Annotated in this window: 14 protein-coding genes; 11 read left to right on the plus strand and 3 right to left on the minus strand. The window is 72.8% G+C overall.

Annotated features, from left to right (window positions below; translation table 11 throughout):
- The first annotated feature begins 1 nt into the window (after position 1).
- The 6 genes from ABZ842_RS33765 to ABZ842_RS33790 are packed head-to-tail and all read left to right on the plus strand — an operon-like array spanning position 2 to position 8,528.
- Positions 2-799: a class I SAM-dependent methyltransferase gene (locus ABZ842_RS33765; protein WP_361545745.1), complete on the plus strand. Its 798-nt coding sequence runs from the start codon at positions 2-4 to the stop codon at positions 797-799.
- Entirely contained in the window at positions 796-5,145 is a 4,350-nt protein-coding gene (locus tag ABZ842_RS33770) for an alpha-(1->3)-arabinofuranosyltransferase family protein (RefSeq protein ID WP_361545748.1), read from the plus strand. The genes ABZ842_RS33765 and ABZ842_RS33770 overlap by 4 nt, the downstream gene beginning before the upstream one ends.
- Positions 5,142-6,518 (plus strand): condensation protein, encoded by a 1,377-nt coding sequence (locus ABZ842_RS33775; protein WP_361545750.1) that lies wholly within the window; start codon positions 5,142-5,144, stop codon positions 6,516-6,518. Before ABZ842_RS33770 ends, ABZ842_RS33775 begins: the two co-directional genes overlap by 4 nt.
- Positions 6,515-7,297: a class I SAM-dependent methyltransferase gene (locus tag ABZ842_RS33780; RefSeq protein ID WP_361545753.1), complete on the plus strand. Its 783-nt coding sequence runs from the start codon at positions 6,515-6,517 to the stop codon at positions 7,295-7,297. The genes ABZ842_RS33775 and ABZ842_RS33780 overlap by 4 nt, the downstream gene beginning before the upstream one ends.
- A 15-nt stretch (positions 7,298-7,312) precedes the next feature.
- Positions 7,313-8,284 (plus strand): hypothetical protein, encoded by a 972-nt coding sequence (locus ABZ842_RS33785; protein WP_361545756.1) that lies wholly within the window; start codon positions 7,313-7,315, stop codon positions 8,282-8,284.
- Positions 8,271-8,528, plus strand: coding sequence for a Trm112 family protein (locus ABZ842_RS33790; protein ID WP_361545758.1), 258 nt, complete (start codon positions 8,271-8,273; stop codon positions 8,526-8,528). The genes ABZ842_RS33785 and ABZ842_RS33790 overlap by 14 nt, the downstream gene beginning before the upstream one ends.
- 162 nt (positions 8,529-8,690) lie before the next feature.
- Here the strand turns inward: ABZ842_RS33790 and ABZ842_RS33795 are convergent, their stop codons facing one another.
- Positions 8,691-9,305, minus strand: a complete 615-nt coding sequence (locus ABZ842_RS33795; RefSeq protein ID WP_361545761.1) for a helix-turn-helix domain-containing protein — start codon at positions 9,303-9,305, stop codon at positions 8,691-8,693.
- Between the two features lie 105 nt (positions 9,306-9,410).
- Here ABZ842_RS33795 and def point away from each other — a divergent pair, with 105 nt between their 5' ends.
- Entirely contained in the window at positions 9,411-10,070 is a 660-nt protein-coding gene (gene def / locus ABZ842_RS33800; RefSeq protein WP_361545764.1) for a peptide deformylase, read from the plus strand.
- 23 nt (positions 10,071-10,093) lie between these two features.
- On the opposite strand, the gene ABZ842_RS33805 is transcribed toward def, so the two are convergent.
- Positions 10,094-10,801 carry a MerR family DNA-binding transcriptional regulator gene (locus ABZ842_RS33805; protein WP_361545767.1) on the minus strand — a complete coding sequence of 236 codons (708 nt, stop codon included), beginning with the start codon at positions 10,799-10,801 and terminating at the stop codon, positions 10,094-10,096.
- 88 nt (positions 10,802-10,889) lie between these two features.
- On the opposite strand from ABZ842_RS33805, the gene ABZ842_RS33810 reads away from it, so the two are divergent.
- Positions 10,890-11,456 carry a putative immunity protein gene (locus ABZ842_RS33810; protein ID WP_361545770.1) on the plus strand — a complete coding sequence of 189 codons (567 nt, stop codon included), beginning with the start codon at positions 10,890-10,892 and terminating at the stop codon, positions 11,454-11,456.
- Positions 11,457-11,467: 11 nt separating this feature from the next.
- Here ABZ842_RS33810 and ABZ842_RS33815 read toward each other — a convergent pair whose 3' ends face one another.
- Positions 11,468-11,737 (minus strand): hypothetical protein, encoded by a 270-nt coding sequence (locus tag ABZ842_RS33815; RefSeq protein ID WP_361545773.1) that lies wholly within the window; start codon positions 11,735-11,737, stop codon positions 11,468-11,470.
- Positions 11,738-12,256: 519 nt separating this feature from the next.
- On the opposite strand from ABZ842_RS33815, the gene ABZ842_RS33820 reads away from it, so the two are divergent.
- From ABZ842_RS33820 to ABZ842_RS33830, 3 genes are all read left to right on the plus strand, one after another.
- On the plus strand, positions 12,257-15,058 hold the full coding sequence (locus ABZ842_RS33820) for an AAA family ATPase (RefSeq protein WP_361545776.1): 2,802 nt from the start codon (positions 12,257-12,259) through the stop codon (positions 15,056-15,058).
- 244 nt (positions 15,059-15,302) lie between these two features.
- On the plus strand, positions 15,303-15,542 hold the full coding sequence (locus tag ABZ842_RS33825; RefSeq protein ID WP_361545779.1) for a hypothetical protein: 240 nt from the start codon (positions 15,303-15,305) through the stop codon (positions 15,540-15,542).
- 200 nt (positions 15,543-15,742) lie between these two features.
- Positions 15,743-25,968, plus strand: a 10,226-nt coding sequence (locus ABZ842_RS33830) for a type I polyketide synthase (RefSeq protein ID WP_361545782.1), incomplete at its 3' end; no start/stop codon positions are given.

Below are 25,968 nucleotides of genomic sequence, written 5' to 3' on the forward strand. Positions count from 1 at the left end.
GATGACGACCCCCGACGCAAAGCTCCGCGACGCGGCGGAAGCCGAGGCCCCGCCCACGGCCGCCCGCCGCACCACAATGAAGGACCCCTCCTTCAAACGCTCCTTCGCACTGCTGCGTGCCTTCCTGCGCGAGCAGGAGGACCCCAAGACGTGCTACGAGCTGCTGGCGCGGGACGCCGCCGACCAGGTCGAGGCGTACGACGGGCCCGTCAGCGGGCGGACCGTCGTCGACATCGGCGGCGGGCGCGGGTACTTCACCGAGGAGTTCCGTCGGCGCGGCGCGCACAGCTACCTCTTCGAGCCCGACCTTGCGGAGCTGGGGTCGAAGCCGCCCGAAGGGGCGGTCGTCGCGGACGGCTTCCTGCTGCCGCTCGCGGACGGCTCGGCCGACGTGTGCTTCTCCTCCAACGTCCTTGAACACGTGGACGATCCGCAGACCTTCCTCAGCGAGATGGCCCGCGTGACCCGCCCCGGCGGGTTGATCTACGTCTCGTTCACCAACTGGCTGTCCCCTTGGGGCGGTCACGAATGGGCGCCCTGGCACTACCTGGGCGCCACGAGGGCACGGGCCCGCCACGAACGGCGCACCGGCCGCCCCGCCAAGCACACCCTCGGCGAGAACCTCTTCGCCGTGCACATCGGTCCCACCCTGCGCCAGGTACGGGCCAGGACCGACGTCACGGTGGTCGCCGCCCGCTCCCGCTACTGGCCGTTCCTGGCCGGAGCGGTGACCCGAGTGCCGGTCCTACGTGAGTTCGCTACCTGGAATCTCCTCCTCATTCTTCGGCGGTGTCCATGACCAGTACGGCCCCAGCGGCCCAGGTTCCCCCTCCGGCAGTCGTCCGGACCACCGGCGCGACCCAGGACCCGCCCGACGGGCCCCGGTCGCGCCGGTGGCTCCTGGGATTCTGGGCCGCGGTGTTCGTGCTCTTCCTGGCGGTGTCGCCGGGGCGCATGACGTTCGAGACGAAGCTCGGCGTGGCCGCCGACCCGTGGCAGTTCATCGCCGACCTCGGGCAGCTGTGGCAGGACCGCGCCGGCTTCGGCGGGCTCGCCAACCAGTACATCGGGTACGCCTTCCCGATGCTCCCGTACTACGGCCTCGCCGATCTGGTGCAGCTGCCGGTGTGGCTGGCGGAACGGCTGTGGCTGTCGCTCATCGTGGCCACCGCCTTCTGGGGAGCGCTGCGGCTGGCCGAACGCCTCGGCGTCGGCACCCGTTCGACGCGGCTGCTCGGCGCCGTGGTGTACGCGCTGTGGCCGACGTTCACCATCGTCGTCGGGTCCACGTCGGCCGCCGCGCTGCCCGGCGCTCTGCTGCCGTGGGTGCTGCTGCCGCTCACCGACGACCGGTACAGCGCGCGGGTCGCCGCGCTGCGCTCCGCAGTGCTGATCCCCTTCATGGGCGGCGTCAACGCGGTGTCGACCCTCGCGTCACTGCTGCCCGTGGGCCTCTACCTGCTGTCCCGACCGAACGGCCCGCGGAAGCTGAAGCTCATCGCGTGGTGGGTGCCGGGGGTCGTCCTGGCGACGCTGTGGTGGGTGGTCCCACTGCTGATCTTCAGCGCGTACGGCGAGAACTTCCTCCCGTACATCGAGACGTCACAGGTCACCACGGACACGATGGCGGCGACGGAAACCCTGCGCGGCGCCGGGAACTGGGTGGCGTATCTGCACTTCGGTGACGCCTGGCTGCCCGCCGGGTGGAGCGTCGCGGCGTCGGCCCCGGTCATCGTGTGCTCGGCGCTGGCCGCCGCCCTGGGGCTTGCCGGGCTCGCCCGACGGGACCTGCCGGAGCGCCGCTGGCTGGTGCTGACCGTGTTGACGGTCGCGCTGCTCACCCTCTCCGGCTACGCGGGGAAGTTCGGCGCCCCGTTCGCCGGGCCGGTACAGGATCTGCTGGACGGAGCGCTGGCACCGTTCCGCAACATCTACAAGTTCCAGCCGGGGCTCGCACTCGCCCTGGTCCTCGGGCTCGTCCACCTCACGGCCGTCGTGGCGCGGGAGCGCGGGGCCCGTCCGGGGCACGGAGTGCGGTGGGAGCGGCGGTTCGCCCCGCTGATCGCGGCGGTGCTCGTGCTGCCCGGGCTCCTCCTGCCGTACGTCAACGGGTCCGTCCTGCAACCGGGTTCGTTCAAGAAGCTGCCGACGTACTGGGAGGCCACGGCCGACTGGTTGGAGAAGAACTCCCCGGAGAGCCGCGCCCTGGTGGTCCCGGCGACCGCGCACGGCATCTACACCTGGGGCTCGCCCATCGACCAGCCCCTCGACGTCCTCGCCGAATCCCCCTGGGCCCAGCGCGACTACGTGCCGTTCGGCACCGCCGGGAACCGGCGCGCCATGGACGCCGTGGAGCAGGCCCTGCTCACCGGCGCCGCGATACCGGGCCTGCGGGACTACCTGAGCCGGGCCGGACTGCACTACGTCGTGGTCCGCAACGACCTCGACCCGGACCAGCTCGGCTACGTGCCGACGCCGACGGTGAAGCGCGCCCTGGAACAGTCCGGCTACCAGCGGGTGCAGGGCCTCGGCCCGGTCATGACCGGCGGCCGGATCGCGGACGACACCCCCCTCCAGGTCGAGGGCCTCTACCCGCAGCAGCGCGCGGTGGAGATCTTCGCGCCCGCCAAGGGCTCCGAACAGCCCGGCCGGGCCGGAATGTACGCCGCCGCCGACACGGCCGTGGTGTCCGGCGGGCCCGAGTCGCTGCTGCCGCTCTCCGCGGACCCGGCGCTGCGCAACCGGCCCACCGTGCTGACCGGCGACGACCACCCCGGCGTCGACGAACCGGCGCTCCAGGTCACCGCCGACGGACTGCGGCGCGCCGACACCCGGTTCGGCCTGGTGAACACCAACACCTCGTACACGTACACCGAGAACGAGCGCAACCACGCCGACAGCGTGCAGGACCCCGGGGACGCCCCGCGCCAGATCCTGCCGAAGAAGGGGATCGAGCGACAGACGGTCGCGGAGCTGCGCGGGGCGCGTGAGGTGACGGCGTCCTCCAGCGGCAACTGGCTGTTCCACCTGCCGCAGTACGACCCGGTGAACGCCTTCGACGGCAACCCCGACACGGCGTGGGCCGAGGGCGCGCCCGGCAGCTCGAAGGGGCAGTGGCTGCGCATCGCGTTCGACGGGAAGCAGCAGCTGCCGTCGTCTCTTGAGGTGACCCCGCTCCCGCAGGACGGGGTGCGGGCCGCCGCCACCCGGGTGAAGGTGGAGACCGAGCAGGACAGCGTGATCAGCACGCTGTCGGCCGACGGCAAGACGCAGAAGATCGCCGCGCCGCCGGGTGAGACGAGCTGGCTGAAGCTCACCATCATGGACGCGGTGGCCGACCGGCCGGGGCTGACCGGTGCCGGGTTCGCCGAGATCGCCGTCCCCGACGTCACCGTGACGCGGATGCTGAAGCTGCCCACCGACGGCGCGGGTTCGAAGGCGGCGGCCGAGACGGTTTCGCTGCACCGGCCTTCCGACCCGGGCGGGCTCTCCCCGGCCGGTACGGAACCGGGGCTGCACCGTTCCTTCACCACCGGCACGGCAGGAGCGCACGACGTCGCGATCAGCGCGGTGCCGGTGCCCGGCGAGCAGCTCGACAGGCTCCTGTACCAGGTGGCGCCCGAGCAGCGGCGGCAGATCGTCGCGACCGCCGACTCCACGGCCCGGCTCGGCGCGGAGCTGTCGGCGCGGAACCTCACCGACGGCGATCTGACGACCGCCTGGATCGCCGGGGACAAGCCGGTGATCCATCTGAAGTGGCGCGGCATGAAGTCCGTGGACTCGCTGGTGCTGGCCGGCGCCGGCGGGCTCTCCGCCCGACCCACGAAGATCGAGATCAGCTCCCCCCACGGCGCGGCGACCGCCGACGTCGACGACAACGGGTGGGCCCGGTTCGACCCGATCACGACCAACCGGATCACCGTCAAGATCACCCGGACCGCGCCGGTGACCCTGTACAACCCGCTCGCCGACGACGACCTCCAGCTCCCCGTGGGCCTGAGCGAACTGCACGTCCCGTTCCTCGCCAACCACCGCACGAAGGAGACGGCTGCCAACCGCCCGTTCACCTTGAAGTGCGGCGATGGACCCACCCTGGCAGTCGACGGAACCCTCCATGCGACCAGCGCGAAGGGCACTGTCAGGGACCTCGTGGAACGCCGCCCCATCGATGTGACACTCTGTCAACAAGGCGTTGAGAAGTTACAGTTGGCACTCGACGAGGGCGCACATCAGGTGGAGGCCGGGGACGCGGGCCCGCTCGCGATCACGGGCGTGACCCTCACCCGGGGCAAGCCGGCCGCGCCGGCGGCGAACGGCCGGGACCTCACCGTCGGCGACTGGCAGGACGACCGCCGCGAGGTGTCCGTCGGTGCGGGCGCCGCCTCGTACCTCACGACGTACGAGAACTTCAACGACGGCTGGAAGGCCACGCTCAACGGCAAGGAGCTCACGCCGCTGCGGCTCGACGGCTGGCAGCAGGGCTTCGAGGTCCCGGAGGGCGAGGGCGGCACGGTCAAGCTGTCGTACGAGCCGACCCGGACGTACGAGATCGGGCTGGTCGTCAGCGGCGTCGCCCTGCTCGCGCTGATCGGGCTGGTGCTGTACCGCAGGCGCGAGGAGAACCCCGAACGCACGGCCCAGGCCGCGACGGCGACGGTGCCGAGCGGGCCGGGGACGGTCCTCGGCCTGGCGGCCGTGACCGTGGTGGCCGTGGTGGTCGCGGGTTGGTTCGCGCTGCTGGTGCCGGCGCTCGCGCTGGTCGCCCTGCGGCGGCACGCGCTGCTGGTGCCGATCGCGTTCGCCGCGATGGCGGGGGCGGGGGTCGCGGCGGCGACCGGCGCCGGTGAGGCTCCGGCCGCAGGGGAGGGGGCGTTCGGGTACGTTGCCCAGCTCCTCGCGTTCATCGCGCTGTTCGCGGCCCTGGTGACCGTCGGTGGTCTCGGACGGTTCGGACGGACGGCCGAAGTCGATCCCAGCTCAGGCTCTGGTCCTGGCTCCGGCTCCGGGGCGGGTGCCGGTACCGGATCGAGTCCTCAGCCGAGTCCTCAGCCGAGTGCCGAGCAGCAGGGTCTGCCCGCCCCCGACGCCTCGGCACACCCCGGGAAGTCCGGTGCCCCCGGCACTCCCAGAGGTGACGACCAGTGACGGCCGTGGACGGGCCCGTGCGTCGCGTGCCGGCCGCGCGGCCCGTCCTGGTGCCCTTCCCCGTCGTCGACGAGGTCGAGCGGCACTGCCTCCGGCAGGAGGAGCCCGAGTCGATCCACATCGAGGTCCGGCTGCCGGGGCGGGTGGACCCGGCGCGGCTGCGGCGGGCGTTCGCCGAAGCCCTGCGCCGCCACCCGCGCGCCCAGGTGCGCCAGGCACCCGGCCCCTGGTACCGGCGCCGCTACTTCTGGGAACTCACCGAGGAGCCGGACCCGGGCGTGGACGTGGTGACGGTTCCGGAGCCGGAGCCCGAGGCGCTGGAGCGGGCCAGGGAGCGTTGCCTGGCCTCCGCTCCTCCGCTGTCGGCGTCCCCGCCGATCAGGGTGGACGTCGTCGACGACCCGGAACGTCCCGGCGGTACGGCCCTGTTCCTCACCGTCAACCACACCGCGCTGGACGCCCCCGCGGCCCTGCGGGTCCTCGCGACGGCCGCCGAGCTGTACGGCGGTCGGCGTGCCGCGCACGCGGCGCCCCCGGTCCGTACCCCTCCCGGGGGCCGGGCCGCGGCGCCGCCGGGGACGCCCCCTTGGGTGCCGCCCGCCCGCGTGGCGCGCGGCAACCCGCCCGGCGGCCCGGGCAACGGCCTGCTGGTGGTCGACCTGGCCGTACCGCGCCGCCCGCCCGGCGCCCCGTACACCGTGAACGACCAGCTCCTGGTCGCCACCGCGCTGGCGATCGCGCACTGGAACCGGGAGCACGGCGCCCCACCGCGCCCGATCCGGATCACGATGGTGGTGGACGACCGGCCGCGCGGCGCGGCCATGCCCATCGGAAACGGCACCCGACTCGTCGAAGTCCCCTTCACCGTGGCCGAGCTGGCGGCGGTCGAGCGCGGGCTCGCCGCGCCGGACCCGGACGCCATGGGTGCACTGCTGCGCCGGACGGCCGACCGCACTCGCGTCCTGAAGGCCGTACACCGTCCACAACTCGGTTACGGTGCCGGCCTGTTGACGGCTCCGGTGTTGCCGGTGGCGTGGCGTGCCGCCGTGGCCCGCGGTCTGCAGCGGGCGGCGGGGCCGTGGGCCTCCACGACGCTGCTGAGCAACATCGGCCGCCTCGCCCACGCACTGGACTTCGGCGACGCGGGCCGCGCGGACGCCGTGTGGTTCTCGGCACCCGCGCGGATGCCCCGTGGGCTCAGCGTGGCGACGGCGTCCACCGCCGGGCGGCTGCACCTCGCGCTGCGCTGGTCGAAGGCGCTGCTGGCCCCGGAGGACGGGGCGAGGCTGCTGGAACGGTTCGAGCGGTGCCTGGACGCGACGGAGCTCGCCACGACCGGTGCCGGCGGGGCGACGGAAGGAGGTTCGGGATGACGGCTACGGCCCGGCCGAACACGGACACCGACGCGGGGGCCTCCGGCGCGACCGCCGAAGCAGCCCCCCGAGGACTTCGGGAGTTCTACGAGAATCCCGCCGTGCCCGTCGCCTCCGGTGACGCCCGCAGCCTGCGGCAGGCCGGGATGCTCGCCGCCGCGCTGGGCCCGGCCGCGGCGCGACCCGCCGTCGTCCTCGACGTCGGCTGCGGCGACGGCACGGCGGCGGCCACCGCCGCGCCGCTGCTCGCCGGCCACCGCGTCGTCGGTGTCGACTGGTCGCAGGACGCCCTGCGCCGGGCCCGGACCCGGCTCACCGACGTGGTACGCGCCGAACTCGGCACCGGAGCACTGCCGTTCAAATCCGGCGCGGCCGACGCCGTACTGTTCAGCGAGGTCATCGAGCACCTGGTCGACCCGGACAGCGCCCTGGACGAACTGCGGCGGGTGCTGCGACCCGGCGGCCATCTGATGCTGTCCACCCCGAACCTGGCCGCCTGGTACAACCGGGCACTGCTGCTCGCCGGAGTCCAACCCGTCTTCTCCGAGGTCAGCCTGCGCGCCATCCACGGCCGTCCGGGCAGCGAGGTGGTCGGGCACCTGAGGCTCTACACGGCCCGCGCGCTCAGGGAGTTCGTGGCCGCGTCCGGCTTCGAGGTGGTACGGGTCGCCGGCGCGCCCTTCCACGGGGTGCCCCGGCCGCTGCGGCCCCTGGACCGGCTGGCGTGCGCGGCCCCTTCGCTCTCCTCGATCCTGCTGCTGCACGCCCGGAAGACGTAGGCCGTGTGGTGGGGGGTGGCCGCCGCACTGCTGGCGAACGTGCTCTACAGCACGGGATTCGTCCTGGAGAAGCGGGCGCTCGCGAGCCTGCCGGCCATCTCGGTGCGGGAGCCCGCGCGGCTGCTGCGGCTGGTCCTCGGCAACGTGCAGTGGATCGGTGGCGCGCTGGCCCTGGCCGCCGGCTTCGGGGCGCAACTCATCGTCTACCGGACGCTGCCGATCGCCGCCGCGCAGGGCATCTTCGTCTCCGGCCTGGTGCTGCTCCTGCTGCTGTCGGGGCGGTTGCTGGGCGAACGGACGTCGGGGCGGGAGCGGTTCGCCATCGGGGCGGTCCTCGGGGCCCTGGTGATGGTGGTCCTCTCCCTGCCCCACGAGTCCCATGACACCGGCGCCGTCGGCAGCGACGCGCCGGTGACGACGATCCTGCTGGTCTGCGCGCCGACGCTGGCGGCCGGGACGTGGCTGTACGCCGTCGCGGAGCGCCGGGTGCGACGGCGGCACCGGAAGCCGGCGACGGGGGTCGACTACGGGATCGCCCTGGGGCTGCTGTACGGGGTGAGTTCGCTGGCGATCAAGGGGCTTTCGGGTCATCTGACCGGTCTGCTCGACCGGCCCGGCGCGGCGCTGCTCGGAGTGCTGGGCTCCCCGTACCCCTATCTCCTCCTGTTCACCGGCGCCTTCGGGCTGGTCATGTCGCAGGTGGCGCTCCAGCGCTGCCGGGTCTCCCTGATCGTGCCCGTGTGCACGACGGTGACGAGCGTGTTCACCGCCGTACTGGGTACGTTCGCGTTCGGTGAGGCGCTGCCGGAGGATCCGGTGCGGTTGGCGCTGCGGGTCACGGGGACCGTCCTGGCCGTCTCGGTGCTCCTCGTGATGCCCAAGCACGACCCGCCGGAGCCGATCGAAGCGACCGATCCGACCGGCCCGACCGGCCCGCCGCCTTCGACGAGAGTCACCAAGGAGCTGACCGCCCATGAACCCCGATGACCCGCTGCTGGGCATCCTCGTCTGTCCGCTGGACAAGGGGGAGCTGCGCCTCGTGCTGTCCGGCACCGACCCCGCCGCGGCTGCGCCACCGGCCGGCGACGCCCTTTACAACCCGCGACTGCGCCGTCTGTACCCCATCGTGAACGGCGTTCCGCAGCTGCGTCCGGCGTCCGGGGTGCAGGTGTCCGACGAGGAGCACGAGCGGCTGACGAGGCAGGACGGGGTGGCGGGGCGTCGACGCTAGGGCCTGTCAAACCTCCACGGTCCACGGCCGACGACATCATGCCCGGCGACACCAACGGCAAGTCGGACGTGTTCGTCCGCGGCTTCTACTGAGCGGCCCGCTCGGGGGCCGGTCCCCCTGACCGTCGAGCAGGGTGAGCCAACCCGCCAACCCGCCAACCCGTCAATCCGTCGTCCTATGGGCGTCGTCCTGCCCCGCGAGGGGCGGCGTCCGACGGTCGGTCAGGAGCGGGAACAGCCGGGTGACGGCGGCGACGGCAACGGCGTCCGGCGGTCGGGTGGCGGGGTGGGCATCCCGGTCGCGGTAGTGGGCGAACAGACGGCGGATGGAGGTCGCGAGTTCGGCCGTCTCGGACGGGGTGAGGTGGAGGACGGCGCTGAAGGACTCGTCCTGCTGCCACTGCGCCGGCGCCTGGTCCCGGTGGGTCAGCCAGTGCTGGTAGCTCTCGTCCTCCAGCCCGCGGGTGAGGGCGGTGAACTCCGCCGGTTCTTCTGCGTTGGCGGGGTCGGGAGTGCCCCAGCGCAGCCGCCACGGCCGGGCCCGGCCCCCTCGGTGGGGGACTTCCTCGATCAGGCCGTACCGGGCGAGTTGGCGCAGGTGGAAGGAGCACAGGCCGGAGCTGTGACCGAGGCGGGCGGCGGCCTCGGTGGAGGTGAGCGTGCCGACCTCGGCGAGCAGGTCGAGCAGGGCGACGCGCACGGGGTGGTCGGGCAGGAGACGGCGGGCCCGGTCCTGGAGCGCCTCCGTGGCTTCGACTCGACGGTTTCCATCACTCATTTTGCAAAGTCTGCTACTTTGCAAAGCTCTTGGCAAGCCGACGGGCCATCGCGTCAGCGGTGGCCCGTCGGCTGAGCCGCGGCCTGGAAAGGGAGTTGATGGTTCGTGACTGTCGGGTTCGGTGACACGGAACGCGATCGCCGGGTGCGGGTACAGGGCAGGCCCGTGGAGTCCTATCCACGGCTCGCGCCGGAGGTGGAACGGGGCGAGCTGCGCAGGATCACCGTCGTCGGGGAAGAGGTCCTGCACCGTCGGTGCCGGGAGGTGACCGAGTTCGGCACGGTGGAGTTGGCGCGGCTGATCGACGACATGTTCGCCACCAACGAGGTGGCGTTCGGCGCCGGGCTCGCCGCCAACCAGGTCGATGTGGACCTGCAGTTGTTCGTGTGGGACATCACGGACGAGTGGGGCGTGCGCCACGTCGGGCACATCGCCAACCCGGTTCTTGAGGACGTGTCCGCCGCCGACCGCCGACTGGTGGACGAATTCGAGGGTTGCCTGTCCGTCCCCGGCCCCTACCGGGTGGTGCCCCGTCTCGACCGTGCCGTCGTCCGGGGCCGCGACAAGGACGGCGAACCTCTGGTGATCGAGGGCAGGGGGTACTTCGCCCGCTGCCTGCAACACGAGACCGATCACCTGCACGGCCGGCTGTATTTGGACCGGCTCGCACAGCGCGAGCGGAAGGCCGCGCTCCGGGAGATGCAGGACACCCAGGACAAGGTGTTCGCCCGGCGCGCCGCCGCGGCAAAGCGGCTCGGGAAGTGACTCCTGCGCTGCCCAGGGCGGGCTCAGCCCTCTGAGCGGCCGAGCGCGTCGAGGTACGCGGAGAGCTGGCTGGCGGCGTACAGCTGGGCCGTCCCGCGGGACCTGAGGTCGCGGCGCCACTCCTCCAGCGCCTTGGTGAGCGCGGTGATGCTGCCGGCGTCGCGGAGTTGGCCGAGGACGGTGGCGATGGTGGCCAGGGGCTGGCCGCCGCGTCGCAGCAGGTGCGCCAGTTCGGCGTCGCGCACGTCGAGCGCGAGGTACTGGCGGTGCCTGGTGCGCGGGTCGCGTTGCGGGGTGAGCACTCCGGCGCGTTCCCAGGCGCGCAAGGTGGCCGGATCGAGCCCGAGGTGGTGGGCGAGGTCGCCGACGCTGTACGGCGTGCGGAGCGTGGTCGCGGCGTCCGGCGCGGTGGCTTCGAGGTGGGGGAGCGCCGCTTCGACGGTCCGTAGCGTGTTGCGGTCGCGGGCCAGCAGTGCGTGTCCGGCGTCGATGTGCTCCAGCGCCTCGTCCAGTCGGTCGCCGGTGACGGCGCGCATGATGCGTCGGCTCGTCGAGTGGCCGAAGGCGGGGACGAGCGCGAGGTAGGCCGTGAGGCCGACGGCGTGCACGGGGGCGTACTCCCGGTAGCCCGCCCGGCTGCGGCGGGCGGGCGGGATGATGCCGGCGTCCTCGTAGTTGCGGACCGTCTGCGGGGAGAGGCCGTGCCGGCGCGCCACGTCCACCGGTCGCATGTGACCTCCGTTTGAGGGTTTCGGGCACATCGACCGGGAAACCTCGTCCTGACTTTCAACCGAGTGTTCAAGAATACAATTCAGGAACATGGCACAGAGCACGCATACCGTTTCCGGCGACTTCGACCTGACGATGGAGGAACTGCGCGTCGTGGCGCGCTACGTGGTGTGGCACGCGGAGGACGTCCTGACCGTCTTCGAGCGGGCCGTACCCCACGATCCGCGCCCCCGCGCGGCGATCGACGCCGCCTGGTCCTTCATCAACGGTGCCAACAGGACGAGGCTGCAGCGCACGACGTCCGTCGAGGCGCATCGAGCCGCCAGGTCCGCGCCCTCGGAGGCTGCCCGGCTCGCCGCCCGGGCCGCCGGTGACGCCGCGTCAGCCGCGTATCTGCACCCCATCTCCCAGGCCAGCCAGGTGGGCCACATCCTGCGGGCCTCCTCCAGCGTCGCGCGCATCGCTGAGTTGGAGGCGGGCGGTGACCCGGCGAAGGGCGACGCACGGCTGGAGCGGTCGCGGCAGCGCGCCACGCCGGTGCTCATCGACGTGCTCCGGCGCTACCCGCCGGTGGCCGGCGGCAGCAGTCGCGTCGCCCGGCTGATGAGCACGCTGGACCGTTCGCTGCGGCAGGCGGCCGACCGGCCGATGGGATAGACCGGCGGCACTCACTCCCGCTTGCGCAGATAGCCGGCGCCCACCCACTGGCTGACCCAGGCGTCCATCTCCTTGCGGACGAGGCTGGGTTCGGCGCCCCAGTGTCCCGCGAGGGTCGTGGCCGCCGCTGGGGCGTCGCCGCCGTGCTGCTGGAGGGCGATCCAAGCCGCCGTGTGGGCCGGGCTCCATAAGCTCTGGGCGCCCCCCGGCTGCTCGGAGAGGCTGAGCCAGCCCGCCCTACTCACCGTGACGGAGATCGATTTCGCCAGCTCGACTTTCAACGGCCACTCCCAGATGCTCGGCGCGATGCTTGAGAGAACGGGGCCTCGGAAAGCTGAGCGGGCGCATTCTCGACTGTCGCTCAAAGAGGGCAACCCGAACCCTTCCGGCTTGTCAAGTGCCGGCAACCTATCACGTGATGAGCAAGCCTCATCGGTCAGCGACGCGGGACGGTCACGAACCCCGTCCGTTGCGGCGGCGCGCGTTTCGCCCGGGCCCTTCAGGGAAATAGCAGGCGATGTCCTCAGAAAGCCCTTGACGGCTCTCCCTGAATGTCCTCTCTGATGGGTAAGTGTCCGATGTGCGTATGGCTACGAGCCGTTGTGCAGGGTGCATCAGCGTTCCCTTTTGACCCTTTCCCTGAAGCTCTACGCGTGTATTGTGTAACAGCCATGAGACAGTAAAGGGTTGCTTTGGTGCACCGCGGCGACATCTCTTGTAGGGGAAATAGCTGAACTTGACGACTCACCAGCCGTCGTATGGCTGGAGCATGCTACGTATTGCAACGGGGAGCGACTGGCATGGAATTGATCGAGCGGGCGGAGCAGTTAGGAGAACTGGCGGCGCACTTCGAACAGTGCGTCAAGGGAAGAGGAGGGCTCGCGCTGATCAAGGGCGGCCCGTCCGCGGGCAAGACCGCCCTTCTCCACGGCTTCCACCAGTCCGTGCTCGGCACCGGGGCGACCGTCTTGACGGCCACCGGCGCACGGGCCGAACAGGGCCTGCGCCTGGGCCTGATGCGTCAGCTCTTCGGTCGGGCGCAGCTGCCGCCGGACCTCGCGGAGCGGGTGCGCGCGGTCCTGACGGACCGACGGTCCGAGCGGGACGGCGCGCAGCGACGCACCGAACCGTCCGGGCCCGCCGGGGACGGCGCCCGGCCGTGGGACGACGCCCACGCCATGGACACCCTCTCCCAAGCCCTGCTCGAACTGGCGAGCCGGGCGCCGGTCGTCATGAGCGTCGACGACGTCCACTTCGGCGACCCCGAGTCGCTGCAGGCCCTCCTGTACTGCCGGCGCCGGATCCCCACCGCGAGGGTGCTGATCGTGCTGACCGCCTGGGACCGCTCCCGTACGGGCAACGCGTCCTTCCACGCGGAGATCACCCGGCACCCGCACGCCCGCGTCCGCGTGACCCGGCTCTCCGGCGACGGCGTCGAAGAACTCGTCGCCAAGCGGGTGGGCACCATGTCCTCCGCCGGCACCGAACTCGACCACCACGCACTCACCCGGGGCAATCCGCTGCTCCTCCACGCGCTGATCGACGATCAGCTGGCGGGGCTGACCCGGACCCGGACCGGCCCCGAGGACGCCGCCTCCTGGCCCGCGTTCGTCCAGGCCGTCACCACCTGCATGTACCGCTGGGACCCGGCCCTGTTCACGGTCGCCAGGGGGTACGCCGTCCTCGGCGCGGAAGCCACCGCGCACCAGGTCGCGCACCTCGTCGACGCCCGGGTCGAACTGGTCGAGGAGAGCATGGAGATCCTGACCGCCGCCGGACTCGGCACCGGGCAGACCCTGCACCCCGCGATCGCGGCGGCCGTCCTCGGTGACGTCGAACCGGCCGGACGCACCGCCCTGCACGCCAGAGCGGCCGAACTGCTCCACGAGGGCGGAGCCCATCCGCTGGTCACCGCGCGCCACCTGCTCGCCGCCGACCGGGCGCTCACCCCCGGCGGCATCGGGGTCCTGCGCGCCGGCGCCGAACACGCCCTGGTCGACGACGACCTGGAGCTGGCCGTGCGCTGTCTCACCCTCGCCCTGCGGGAGTGCGCCGACGAGGAAGAACGCCTCGCCATCGGCGTGGCCCTGGGCCGGTTGGAGTGGCAGACCAACCCCAGTTCGGCGGCGGTACGACTGGCCGCCCTGCGCACGGAGCGCCCCGGGCGGTCCATCGACCCCCGCAGGGGCGCGGCCATCGTCCGCGCCCTGCTCTGGGCGGGGGACAGGGCGGCGGCGAACGAGGTCTTCGACGGGTTCCGCCACCGGCTCGACGAACTCGACCCGCAGACGCTGGGCAGCCTGCGCCACACCGACACGCTGGTCTACGGCGCACCCGGCCGCGGACTGCCGGCCGAGCTCCACCGGCAGCACCGGACGGGCATCGCCGCAGCGCTCCACCCCGACGACGCTCCCGAAGCGCGGCCAGCCAAGGCGGCCGGGCTCGGGACGGTGCGGGCCGCCGAACGCCTCCTCGCGACCTCGCCGTTGGACGAGGGAACACTGGAGGCGCTGGCGAAGGCCCTGCTCGCCCTCATCAAGGGTGACGAGGTGCTGCGCGCCGTCGGCCCCTGCGAAGCCCTGCTCAAGGACTCCGTACGGCGCGGGGCCACCACCTGGCAGACGGTGTTCCACAGCATCAGGGCGGACATCGCCCTACGGCTCGGCGACGTGCCGGACGCCGTCCGACACGCCAGGACGGCGCTGCAACGCATCGAAACCTGCGGCCCCGCGCCCCTCGTCGGATACCCCCTGGGCGTCCTGGTGCTGGCGCACAGCGCCGTGGGGGACCACGAGGCCGCGGCCGATGCGCTGCGCCGCGTGGTGCCCGAGCGCATGTTCGAGACCGTCTTCGGGCTGAGCTACCTCCACGCCCGGGGGCACCACCGGCTGAAGGCGGGGCGGCTGCTGGAGGCCCTGCACGACATCGAGACCTGTGGCAAGCTCGCCCGGGAATGGGGCGTCGACGTGCCGACGTTCCTGCCCTGGCGCAATGAACTCGCCCTCGTCCACCTCACCTTCGGCAACCGTCAGTCGGCCCACCGGCTGCTCAGCGAACAGCTGGCGCTGCCCACGGGCGTGGACCTGCGCACCCAGGGCCTCTCGCTGCGGCTGCTCGCCGAGAGCGAGGAGCCGAGGAACCGGCCCCGACTGCTGAAGAAGTCGGTACGACTGCTCGAATCGGCCGGCGACCGCTTCGAGCTGTTCCGCAGCCTGGACGTGCTCGGCCGGAGCTACGAGGAGATGGGCGAGCTCGACCAGGCCCGTTCGGTGGCGCGCCGGGCCAAACAGGAGGCGCCGCGCTGGCACGCGACGCGCCAGCAGCACAACGGCGCGGGCAGGGCGGGTCGAGCCGAGCCGGAGGCGACGGAGGCGCCCCCGCTCAGCGAGGCGGAGCACCGGGTGGCCACGCTCGCCGCGCAGGGGTACACCAACCGGGAGATCGGCCGCCAGCTGCACATCACGATCAGCACGGTCGAACAACACCTGACACGTGTATACCGCAAGTTGAAGGTGAGCAGACGCACCGATCTGCCGCAGGCCGCGCACGGCGCGGCGCCGCCCGGCGACGACGAGGGCGACGCTGCTGCGCGCGCGTCTTGAGACGGCTCGAAACGATGGCCCGGGGGACGTCCCCCGGGCCATCGGCGTTCGCGGCCCCGGACCGGCGAATCGGGGTAGGGATCCCTGCTCGGTAGGGGTGTTACGGCGGTTAGGGGTGTGGCTGCGGTTAGGGGTGTGACCAGGGCTGCGTCGTTGATACGTTGAGCTAGATCGCAAACGGTTTCCACGCTGGTCAGGCGCCGAAGGCGCCAACTGTTGACATCGAGACGGGGGTCTTGAGCCGATGACTGTTGCCGCGGGGCGCGCCGACTGGTTCCACAGACGCGACCACGCGTCGCAGGGCGCCGTCTCCGTGCGTCGTCGGCTGTACGCGGGCGGCAGGGCACGGGAGTTCCTTTCCACGCCCCGGCGGCCGGCTCCTGCCGCCGATGTCGTTGACGTCGTCGATGTCGTCGGCATCGCCGGATCCGTCCACGGCAACTGCGTCGACCGTGCCGAAGGCGCTGACTTCGTTCCGATGTAGGCCCCCTAAATTTCCTTCCCGTGTTGGGCGCCGTCGGGTGCGCGACTCGTAGAGTCGATATCCGATAAGAGTCCGCCACGCCCTTCCATTTCCGCGGTAGGCGTCTTCCCCGCCGACCGCGTACGGCGTCATTCCGCCGCGCATCGCTATTCCCTTTTGTCATCGCGCGTTCCCCCATGACCACGGAGGTGATTTCGGCAATGCTGGAATCGGCGACCAACGCCTTTGGCCGCAATGGCAGTGAGCCGATAGCCGTGGTCGGCGTGGCCTGCCGCCTCCCGGAGGCCGCGACGCCCGAGGCGTTCTGGCGTCTGCTGGCCGACGGGCGCAGCGCCGTCGGACGCGTGCCGGCCGGCCGCTGGGGGCAGCAGCCGCCGGAGCCGGAGGCGACGTGGGGCGCGTTCCTCGACGAGGTCGACCGGTTCGACGCGGCGTTCTTCGGCATCTCGCCGCGCGAGGCGCGCACCATGGACCCGCAGCAGCGGCTGGCGTTGGAGCTGTGCTGGGAGGCGCTGGAGGACGCCGGCATCGTCCCGGACGCGTTGCGCGGCAGCCCGGCCGGCGTGTTCGTCGGCGCGATCTGGGACGACTACGCCCGACTGCTGCACCGCCACGGCCTGCCGGCGATCGGTGCGCACACCATCACCGGGCTGCACCGCAGCCTCATCGCCAACCGCGTCTCCTACAGCCTCGGGCTGAACGGGCCGAGCCTCACCGTCGACGCCGGCCAGTCGTCGTCCCTGGTCGCGGTGCACCTGGCGGCGGAGAGCCTGCGCCGCGGCGAGTCGGAGATCGCACTCGTCGGCGGGGTGAACCTCAACCTCATCCCGGAGAGTGCCGTCAGCGCCGCCCGCTTCGGCGGTCTCTCGCCCACCGGCCGTTGCCACACCTTCGACGAGCGCGCCGACGGCTACGTCCGCGGCGAGGGCGGCGCGATGGTGGTGCTCAAGCCACTGGACCGGGCCCGGGCCGACGGCGACGCGGTCTACTGCGTGATCCGCGGCAGCGCGGTCAACAACGACGGCGGCGGCGCCAGCCTCACCAGCCCCAGCGGCCGTGCGCAGGCGGAGGTGCTGCGGGCCGCGTACCGGCGCGCCGGGGTGGCGGCGCAGGACGTGGGGTACGTGGAACTGCACGGCACCGGCACCCGCGTCGGCGACCCGATCGAGGCGAACGCGCTGGGCGCGGCCCTCGGTTCCGACCGGCCGGCGGAGAGTCCGCTGCTGGTCGGTTCGGTGAAGACCAACGTCGGACACCTGGAGGGCGCCGCCGGCATCGCCGGCTTCGTCAAGGTCGTCCTGTCGCTGGCGCACCGCCAGATCCCGCCGAGCCTGAACTTCACCCGGGCCAACCCGGACATCCCCCTGGACGAGCTGCGGCTGGAGGTCGTCCGCGAGGCGACGCCCTGGCCCGGCGGAGCGGGACCGGCGATCGCCGGCGTCAGCTCGTTCGGCATGGGCGGCACCAACTGCCACGTGGTCCTGGCCGCGGAGCCGCACCCGCACGCCACCGAAACCGAAGGCCGCGACGACGGTGACGGGGCGGCGGACGTGGTGCGTACGGTGCCGTGGGTGCTGTCGGGCCGTACGACCGCCGCCGTCCGAGACCAGGCGGACCGGCTGCGCACCCGCCTCCTGGCCGACCCGGACCTGCGACCCGTCGACGTCGGCCGGACCCTCGCCACGCACCGCGCCGCCTTCGAGCACCGCGCCGCGGTCACCGGCGACGACCGCGCGGCACTGGTCGGTGCGTTGGCGGCGCTCGCCGCCGACGAGCCGTCGCCCGACGTCACGGTGGGCCGGGCGGTGCCCGGGGACGCGGTGTTCGTCTTTCCCGGTCAGGGCTCGCAGTGGGTCGGTATGGGCATGGAGTTGTATGACGCGTTCCCGGTCTTCGCCGAACATCTCCAGGCGTGTGCTGTGGCGCTGGAGCGGCATGTGGATTGGTCGTTGCTTTCGGTGCTGCGGGGTGAACCTGAGGCTCCGTCGTTGGATCGTGTCGATGTCGTTCAGCCGGCGCTGTTCGCTGTGATGGTGTCGCTGGCCGGCCTGTGGCGCTCGCTGGGCGTGGTTCCGACTGCTGTGGTGGGTCACAGCCAGGGGGAGATTGCTGCCGCGTATGTGGCGGGGGGTCTGTCGTTGGAGGATGCGGCGTGTGTGGTTGCGTTGCGGAGTCGGGCGCTTCGTGGTCTGGCGGGTCGGGGTGCGATGGCGGCGGTCGGGATGCCGGCCGCTGAGGTTGCCCGGCGTATCGGCGACAGCGGTGAGGTGTCGGTTGCTGCGGTCAATGGGCCGGTGTCGACGGTGGTGGCCGGCGGTCCGGACGCGGTTGAGGCGTTCCTTGGTGTGGTTGGTGGGGAGGGGGTGCAGGTTCGTCGGTTGCCGGTGGACTATGCGTCGCATTCGGTGCAGGTGGCGGAGATCGAGCAGGAGCTGATGGGGGCTCTGGCCGGGGTGGAGGCCCGGTCGGGGGATGTGGCGTTCTACTCGACCGTGACCGGTGACGTGGTGGATACGGCGTCGTTGGATGCGGGGTATTGGTATCGGAATCTGCGGCAGACGGTGCGGTTTGAGGAGACCGTTCGGTTGTTGTTGGAGCGGGAGGTGCGGCAGTTCGTCGAGTGCAGTCCGCACCCGGCGCTCCTCGCCGGGATTGCCGACACGGCGGCCGAGACCGGAACCCCCGCTGCCACGGTCGGGTCGCTACGCCGTGCCGACGGGGGCCGGCAGCGGTTCCTCACCAGCCTCGCCCAGGCCCACACCCACGGCATACCCGTCGACTGGACCACGGTCTTCGCCGACCTGGGCGGCGCCCGGGTGCCGCTGCCCACCTACCCCTTCCAACGCGCCCGCTACTGGTGGGAGCCGCCGTCCGACACCGCCGGAGCGGCACCCGACGCAGCTCCCGAGCCGGTGCCCGCCGCGGAGACGACCACCCAACCCGAACAGGCCCCGGCCACCGACCGCGTCCCCTTGGCGGACCGGCTCGCCGGCCTGCGCGAGATCGACCGCGACCGGGTGCTGCTCGACCTCGTACGCACCCAGGCCGCGCAGGTGCTGGAACACGACTCCGTCAGCGGCGTCGACGACGACCTGTCGTTCCGGGAACTCGGCTTCGACTCCATGATGGCCGTCGAACTCCGCCGGCGGATGAACACCGCCACCGGTCTGCGCCTGCCCGCCACCGTCCTGTTCGAACACCCCACACCGGCCCGTCTCGCCCGCCACCTGCGGCGCGAGCTGCTGCCCGCGGACGCGGTCCCCACCGCAGCCCCCACTGCCGCGCCCGAAGACGAACCCGTGGCCATCGTCGGCATCGGCTGCCGCCTCCCCGGCGAGGTCCGTTCCCCCGACGACCTGTGGCGACTGCTGGTCGACGGCACCGACGCCATCTCCGAGTTCCCCGACGACCGCGGCTGGCCGCTGGACGAACTGTTCGACCCGGACCCCGACAGCCACGGCCGCAGCTACGTCCGCCACGGCGGCTTCCTGCACGACGCGGCCCGGTTCGACGCGGCCTTCTTCGGCATCAGCCCGCGCGAGGCCGACGCGATGGACCCCCAACAGCGACTCCTCCTGGAGACCTCCTGGGAGGCGCTGGAACGCGCCGGCATCGACCCCACCGGACTGCACGGCACCAACACCGGCGTGTTCTTCGGCGCCACCTCGCACGACTACGGCCCCCGCCTGGACGACGCACCCGTCGGCTACGAGGGGTACGTGCTCACCGGCAGCAGCTCCAGCGTCGCATCCGGACGCGTGGCGTACACCCTGGGCCTGGAAGGGCCGGCGCTGACCGTCGACACCGCCTGCTCATCGTCGCTGGTGGCGCTGCACCTGGCGCGTCAGTCCCTGCTGCGCGGCGAGTGCACCACGGCCCTCGCCGGCGGGGTGACCGTGATGGCCACCCCCGGCATGTTCACCGAGTTCAGCCGACAGCGCGGACTGGCCCCCGACGGGCGCTGCAAGCCGTTCGCCGAAGCCGCCGACGGCACCGCCTGGGGCGAGGGCGTCGGCGTCCTCGTCCTGGAACGACTGTCCGACGCGCACCGCAACGGACACCGGGTCCTCGCCGTGCTGCGCGGCTCCGCGATCAACCAGGACGGCGCAAGCAACGGCCTGACCGCACCCAACGGAGGCGCCCAACGCCGCGTCATCCGGCAGGCACTGGACGCCGCCGGCCTGGTGGCCGCCGACGTCGACGCCGTCGAGGCGCACGGCACCGGCACGACCCTCGGCGACCCGATCGAAGCCCAGGCCGTACTCGCCACCTACGGCCAGGACCGCCCCGCCGAACGACCCGTGCTGCTCGGCTCCCTGAAGTCGAACATCGGCCACACCCAGGCCGCCGCCGGAGTCGCCGGCGTCATCAAGATGGTCCTGGCGCTGCGGCACGCAGTGCTGCCGCGCACCCTGCACACCGACCGGCCCTCCACGCACGTCGACTGGAGCGCCGGCACGGTCGAACTGCTGCCCGAGCAGACTCCGTGGCCCGAGGTGGACCGGCCGCGCCGTGCCGGCGTGTCGTCGTTCGGCATCAGCGGCACCAACGCCCACGTCATCCTCGAACAGGCACCGCCCGCCCCGGCGCCCGCGGACCCCGCCCCCGAACCCGTCCAGGCACCGGCCGCCGTGCCCTGGCCGCTGTCGGCCCGCGACCCGCACGCCCTGCGCCGCGAGGCCGAACTCCTCCACGACTGGCTGCACGAGAACCCGGACGCGTCGCCCGTCGACGTCGCACACACCCTCGACGCGGGCCGGGCCGCCCTCACCCACCGGGCCGTCGTCGTCGGCACCGAACGGGACGACTTCGTCACCGCCCTGCGCGCACTCGCCGCCGGCGAATCCGCCCGCGGCCTGGTCCAGGGCATCGCGGCGAACGACCGCAGGACCGTCTTCGTCTTCCCCGGCCAGGGCTCCCAATGGGCCGGCATGGGCGTCCAGTTGATGGCCGAGTCACCGGTCTTCCGCGAGCACCTGACCCGCTGCGCCGAAGCGCTCCGGCCCCACCTGGAGTTCTCCCTCCTCGACGCGTTGCACGACGCCCCCGCGCTGGAGCGGGCCGACGTCGTCCAACCGGTGCTCTTCGCCGTACTGGTGTCCCTGGCCCGGACGTGGGAGTCGTACGGCGTACGGCCCGACGCCGTCGTGGGCCACTCCCAGGGCGAGATCGCCGCCGCGCACGTCGCGGGCGCACTCACCCTCGACGACGCCGCCCTCGTCGTCGCCCGCCGCAGCCGCGCCCTCGGCGTGCTCGCCGGCCACGGCGGCATGGCGTCCGTACCGCTGCCGCTGCCCGAAGTGACGGAGCTGATCCACCGCTGGGGCGACCGCCTGGAGGTGGCGGCCGTCAACGGGCCCGCGGCCGTCGTCGTCGCCGGCGCCCCGGAAGCCCTCACCGAACTGCTCGCCGCCTGCACCGAACGGCAGGTCTCCGCCCGCCGCATCGCCGTCGACTACGCGTCCCACTCGGCCCACGTGGAACCGATCCGGGAGCAGCTGACCGCCGCCCTCGCCGACATCGCGCCGCAGCGCAGCGACATCCCCTTCTTCTCCACCGTCACCGGCACCGAGATCACCGACACCACGCAACTCGACGCCGACTACTGGTACCGCAACCTCCGTCACACCGTCCGGTTCGCCGACGCCACCGGCGCACTGCTCGTCGCCGGCCACCGCGGCTTCGTCGAGATCAGTCCGCACCCGGTGCTCACCCCGGGCGTACAGGCCACCATCGAGCAGTACGACGAAGCCGCCGCCGACGGCGACTCGGCAGCCACCGCAGTCGTGACCGGCACCCTCGTCCGGTCCGACGGCGGCCTGCGCACCCTCCTGACCTCCCTGGCGAAGCTCCACACGGCCGGCACACCGGTCCGCTGGGCCACCGCGCTCGACGACGCCACCCCCGGCCGGATCGAGCTGCCCACCTACCCCTTCCGGCCGCAGCGCCACTGGCTGACGCCCCCGGCCGCCGCACCGGACGCATCCGCCGTCGGCCTGGACACCACCGAGCACCCGCTGCTGCCCGCCGCCGTACCGCTCGCGGACACCGGCGGCATCGCGCTCACCGGCACGCTGTCCCTGCAGACCCTGCCGTGGCTGGCTGACCACGCCGTCCTCGGCACCGTCCTGCTGCCCGCCACCGCCTTCGTCGAACTGGCCGTCCAAGCCGGCGACCGCACCGGATGCCCCGACGTCGAAGAACTGGTGCTCCAAGCCCCCCTGGTGCTGCCCGCCACCGGCGCCGTCCGCACCCAGGTGGTCGTCGGCGCACCGGACACCGAGGGCCGACGGCCCGTCAGCATCCACACCGCCGGCAGCGGCGAACACCCCCAGTGGACCTGCCACGCCCGCGGCACCCTCTCCCCCGCCCCCGCCGTCGACGCGGCGCCTCAGCCGGCGGACGCGTGGCCGCCGGCCGGCGCCCGAGCCGTCCCCGTCGACGACGCCTACGCCCACCTCGCCCGCCTCGGCTTCGGCTACGGGCCCGCGTTCCGCGCGCTGCGCCGCCTCTGGCAGCACGGCGACGACCTGTTCTGCGACGTCGAACTCGACGGCGACCTCACCCCGGACGCCGCCGCGTACGGAGTGCACCCCGCCCTGCTCGACGCCGCCCTGCACCCGCTGGTGTGGAACGACGAGCAGGTCTCCCTGCCGTTCTCCTGGACCGGAGTACGGCTGAGGGCGAGCGCAGCCACCGCCCTGCGCGTACACCTGCGACGGGGCCCCGACGGCAGCGCCCGTCTGACCGCGACCGACCCGGCCGGCGGACCGGTGGTCGACGTGGACGCGCTGACGCTGCGCCCCGTCGACGGCGACCAACTCGCCGCCCCCGCCGCACGGCACGACCTCTACCGGGTCGACTGGGCCGTCGTCGCGGCGCCCGACCACGTCCGGCCGCCCCGGGGCTGGGCGATCGTCGACCCGGCGACGCAAGGCACCGGCACCGCGGACGCCGACACCTACCCGGGGCTGCCCGAGCTGGCCCGAGCCGTGGCCGACGGCGCGCCCGTCCCCGCACTGGTCTGCTACCGACCCCGGCCGGCCGACGCCGACCCGTCGCAGCCCTCTGCAACACACCACCTCGTGGCGACCACGCTCGACTTCCTCCAGGCGTGGCTGGCCGATGACCGGTTCACCGACGTGCCGCTGGCCGTGATCACCCGCTCCGCGGTCCGCACCGGCCCGGACGACGACAACCACGACCTCGCAGCGGCGGCGGTGTGGGGACTGCTCCGTTCCGCACAGACCGAACACCCCGGCCGGTTCCTCCTCGTCGACACCGACATCAACTGCGGCTCCGGCTCCGACTCCGAGGGTGACACCGGCGCCGACCGACCGCTGGACGCGCTCGCTGCCGCGATCGCCACCGGCGAGACCCAACTCGCGCTGCGCGCCGGCGAGATCCGTACGCCCCGACTCGTACCCCGACCCGCCGCCGACGACGGCACCCACGCCCGCCCGGCGGCCGGCGGCACCGTCCTGATCACCGGTGGCACCGGCACCCTCGGCGGACTGCTCGCCCGCCACCTGGTCACCCGGCACGGAGCCGACCGGCTCCTGCTCACCAGCCGACAGGGCCCCGCTGCCCCCGGCGCCGACGACCTGCGCGCCGAACTCACCGCCCTCGGCGCCGACGTCACCGTCGCCGCCTGCGACACCGCCGACCGCGCCGCGCTCGCCGCCCTCCTCGCCGACGTCCCGGCCGAGCACCCCCTCACCGCCGTTTACCACGCCGCCGGACTCCTCGCCGACGCCACGTTCACCGCACTCGACCCCGACCGGCTCCACCCGGTACTGCGGCCCAAGGCGGACGCCGCCTGGCACCTGCACGAGCTGACCCGCCACCTCGACCTCACCGCCTTCGTCCTCTTCTCGTCCGTGGCCGCCACCTTCGGCACTCCGGGACAGGCCAACTACGCGGCGGCCAACGCCTACCTCGACGCCCTCGCCCACCAGCGCCGCGCCGACGGACTGCCCGCGCTGTCCCTCGGCTGGGGCCCGTGGGCGCAGGCCAGCGGAATGACCGGCCACCTCGGCCGCGCCGACCTGGACCGGCTGCACCGGGCCGGCCTGCGCTCGCTCCCCACCGACGAGGCACTCCTCCTCCTGGACGCGGCCCTGGCCGGCGATGACGCCCACGTCGTACCCGCGAAGACCGATCCGGCACGGCTGCCGGCGACCGGGATGCTGCGCGCCATCGCCGCCCCGGCACCGGCACCGCGCCGCGCTGCCGCGGCAGCCGCCCCCGCGGCGACGGACCGCCCGGACGGCGACCTCCGCACGCGGCTGGCCGCACTGTCCGGCGCCGAACGCACCACGCTGCTGCTCGATCTCGTCCGCGGCCACACCGCGGTCGTACTCGGCCACGCCTCGCCGGCGGACATCGACGCAGACCAGCCGTTCAAGGAAGCCGGGTTCGACTCCCTCACCTCGGTCGACCTGCGCAACCGGCTCGCCGCCGCCACCGGACTGCGGCTGCCGGTGACCCTGCTGTTCGACCACCCCAACCCGGCCGCGGTCGCCGACCGGCTGCGCGCACTCCTCCTCCCGACGGAGGACCGCGGGGCCGATACGCCGATGCCCGTCGAGATCCTGGCCGCGCCCGCCGAACCGATCGCGGTCGTGGGCGTCGGCTGCCGCTTCCCTGGCGGCGCGAGCTCGCCCGACGACTTCTGGCGCGTGGTCGCCGAAGGCGTCGACGGCGTGGGGCCGTTCCCCGGCAACCGCGGCTGGGACCTGGAGTCCCTGTACGACGCCGACGCCGAACGGACCGGCCGCAGCTACGTCCGCGAGGGCGGCTTCCTGCACGACGCCGACGCCTTCGACGCCGACTTCTTCGGGATCAGTCCGCGCGAGGCGCTGGCGATGGACCCGCAGCAGCGGCTGCTGCTGGAGGTGGCCTGGGAGACCCTGGAGGACGCCGGCGTCGACCCGGCGGGGCTGCGCGGGAGCCGGACGGGCGTCTTCGCCGGACTCATGTACCACGACTACGGGACGCGGTCGAGCACGGCACCGCCGGAGCTGGAGGGCTACCTCGTCAACGGCAGCGCCGGCGCCGTCGCGTCCGGCCGGGTTGCGTACACCTTCGGGTTCGAGGGCCCGGCGGTGACGGTGGACACGGCGTGTTCGTCGTCGCTGGTGGCACTGCACATGGCGGCGCAGGCCCTCAGGTCGGGCGAGTGCTCGCTGGCGCTGGCCGGCGGGGTGTCCGTGATGTCGACCCCGCAGACGTTCGTGGACTTCAGCCGGCAGCGCGGGCTGTCCGCCGACGGTCGGTGCAAGGCGTTCTCGGCGACGGCGGACGGGTTCGGCCCCGCCGAGGGCATCGGACTGGTGTTGTTGGAGCGGCTGTCGGACGCGGTGGCGAACGGTCACAAGGTGTTGGCGGTGGTGCGGGGTTCGGCGGTGAACCAGGACGGCGCGTCGAACGGTCTCACGGCGCCGAACGGTCCCTCGCAGCAGCGGGTGATCCGCCAGGCGTTGGCGAATGCGGGTGTTTCCGCCGGTGATGTGGACGTGGTGGAGGCGCACGGCACGGGTACGACGCTGGGCGATCCGATCGAGGCGCAGGCGCTCCTTGCCACCTACGGCCAGGAGCGGCCGGAGGGTCGTCCGCTGTGGCTCGGTTCGGTGAAGTCGAACATCGGGCACACGCAGGCCGCTGCGGGTGTGGCCGGTGTGATCAAGATGGTGATGGCGCTGCGGAACAACCTGCTCCCGGCCACGCTGCATGTGGATGAGCCGTCGCCGCATGTGGATTGGTCGGCGGGTGAGGTACGGCTGTTGACGGAGCCGGTGGCGTGGGAGAGCAATGGTCACCCGCGCAGGGCCGGGGTGTCGTCGTTCGGCGTGAGCGGCACCAACGCCCACGTCATCCTGGAAGAGCCACCCGCGGTCGAGACGCCCACGGTGCAGGTCGCAGGTCCGGTGCCTTGGACGGTGTCCGGGCGCGGCGGTGCCGGCCTCCGCGCACAGGCGGCGCAGTTGGCAAGCTTCGTACGGGCCCGGCAGGCGGCCGGTGCGGCGGACCGCGCGTGGCTGACCGGGGTGGCTGCGGGACTGGCCGGGCGCGCCGGCTTGGAGCAGCGGGCCGTGGTGACGGGCGGGGACGTCACATCACTACTTGGGGGTCTGGAGGCGCTGGCGTCCGGAGAGGCGCCCGACGGCGTGGTCCGTGGTGACACGGTCGACGGGGCGCCCGGTGTGGTGTTCGTCTTTCCCGGTCAGGGTGGTCAGTGGGTGGGGATGGGTCGTGAACTCCTCACTTCTTGGCCGGTGTTTGCCGGGCGGATTCGTGAGTGTGAAGAGGCGCTGGTGCCGTTTGTCGATTGGTCGTTGTCGGAGGTGTTGACCGGTTCTGATGAGGCGTGGTTGGGGCGGGTTGATGTGGTGCAGCCTGTGTTGTGGGCGGTGATGGTGTCGCT

The sequence above is a fragment of the Streptomyces sp. NPDC047315 genome (genome assembly GCF_040643215.1).
Taxonomy (GTDB): Bacteria; Actinomycetota; Actinomycetes; order Streptomycetales; family Streptomycetaceae; genus Streptomyces.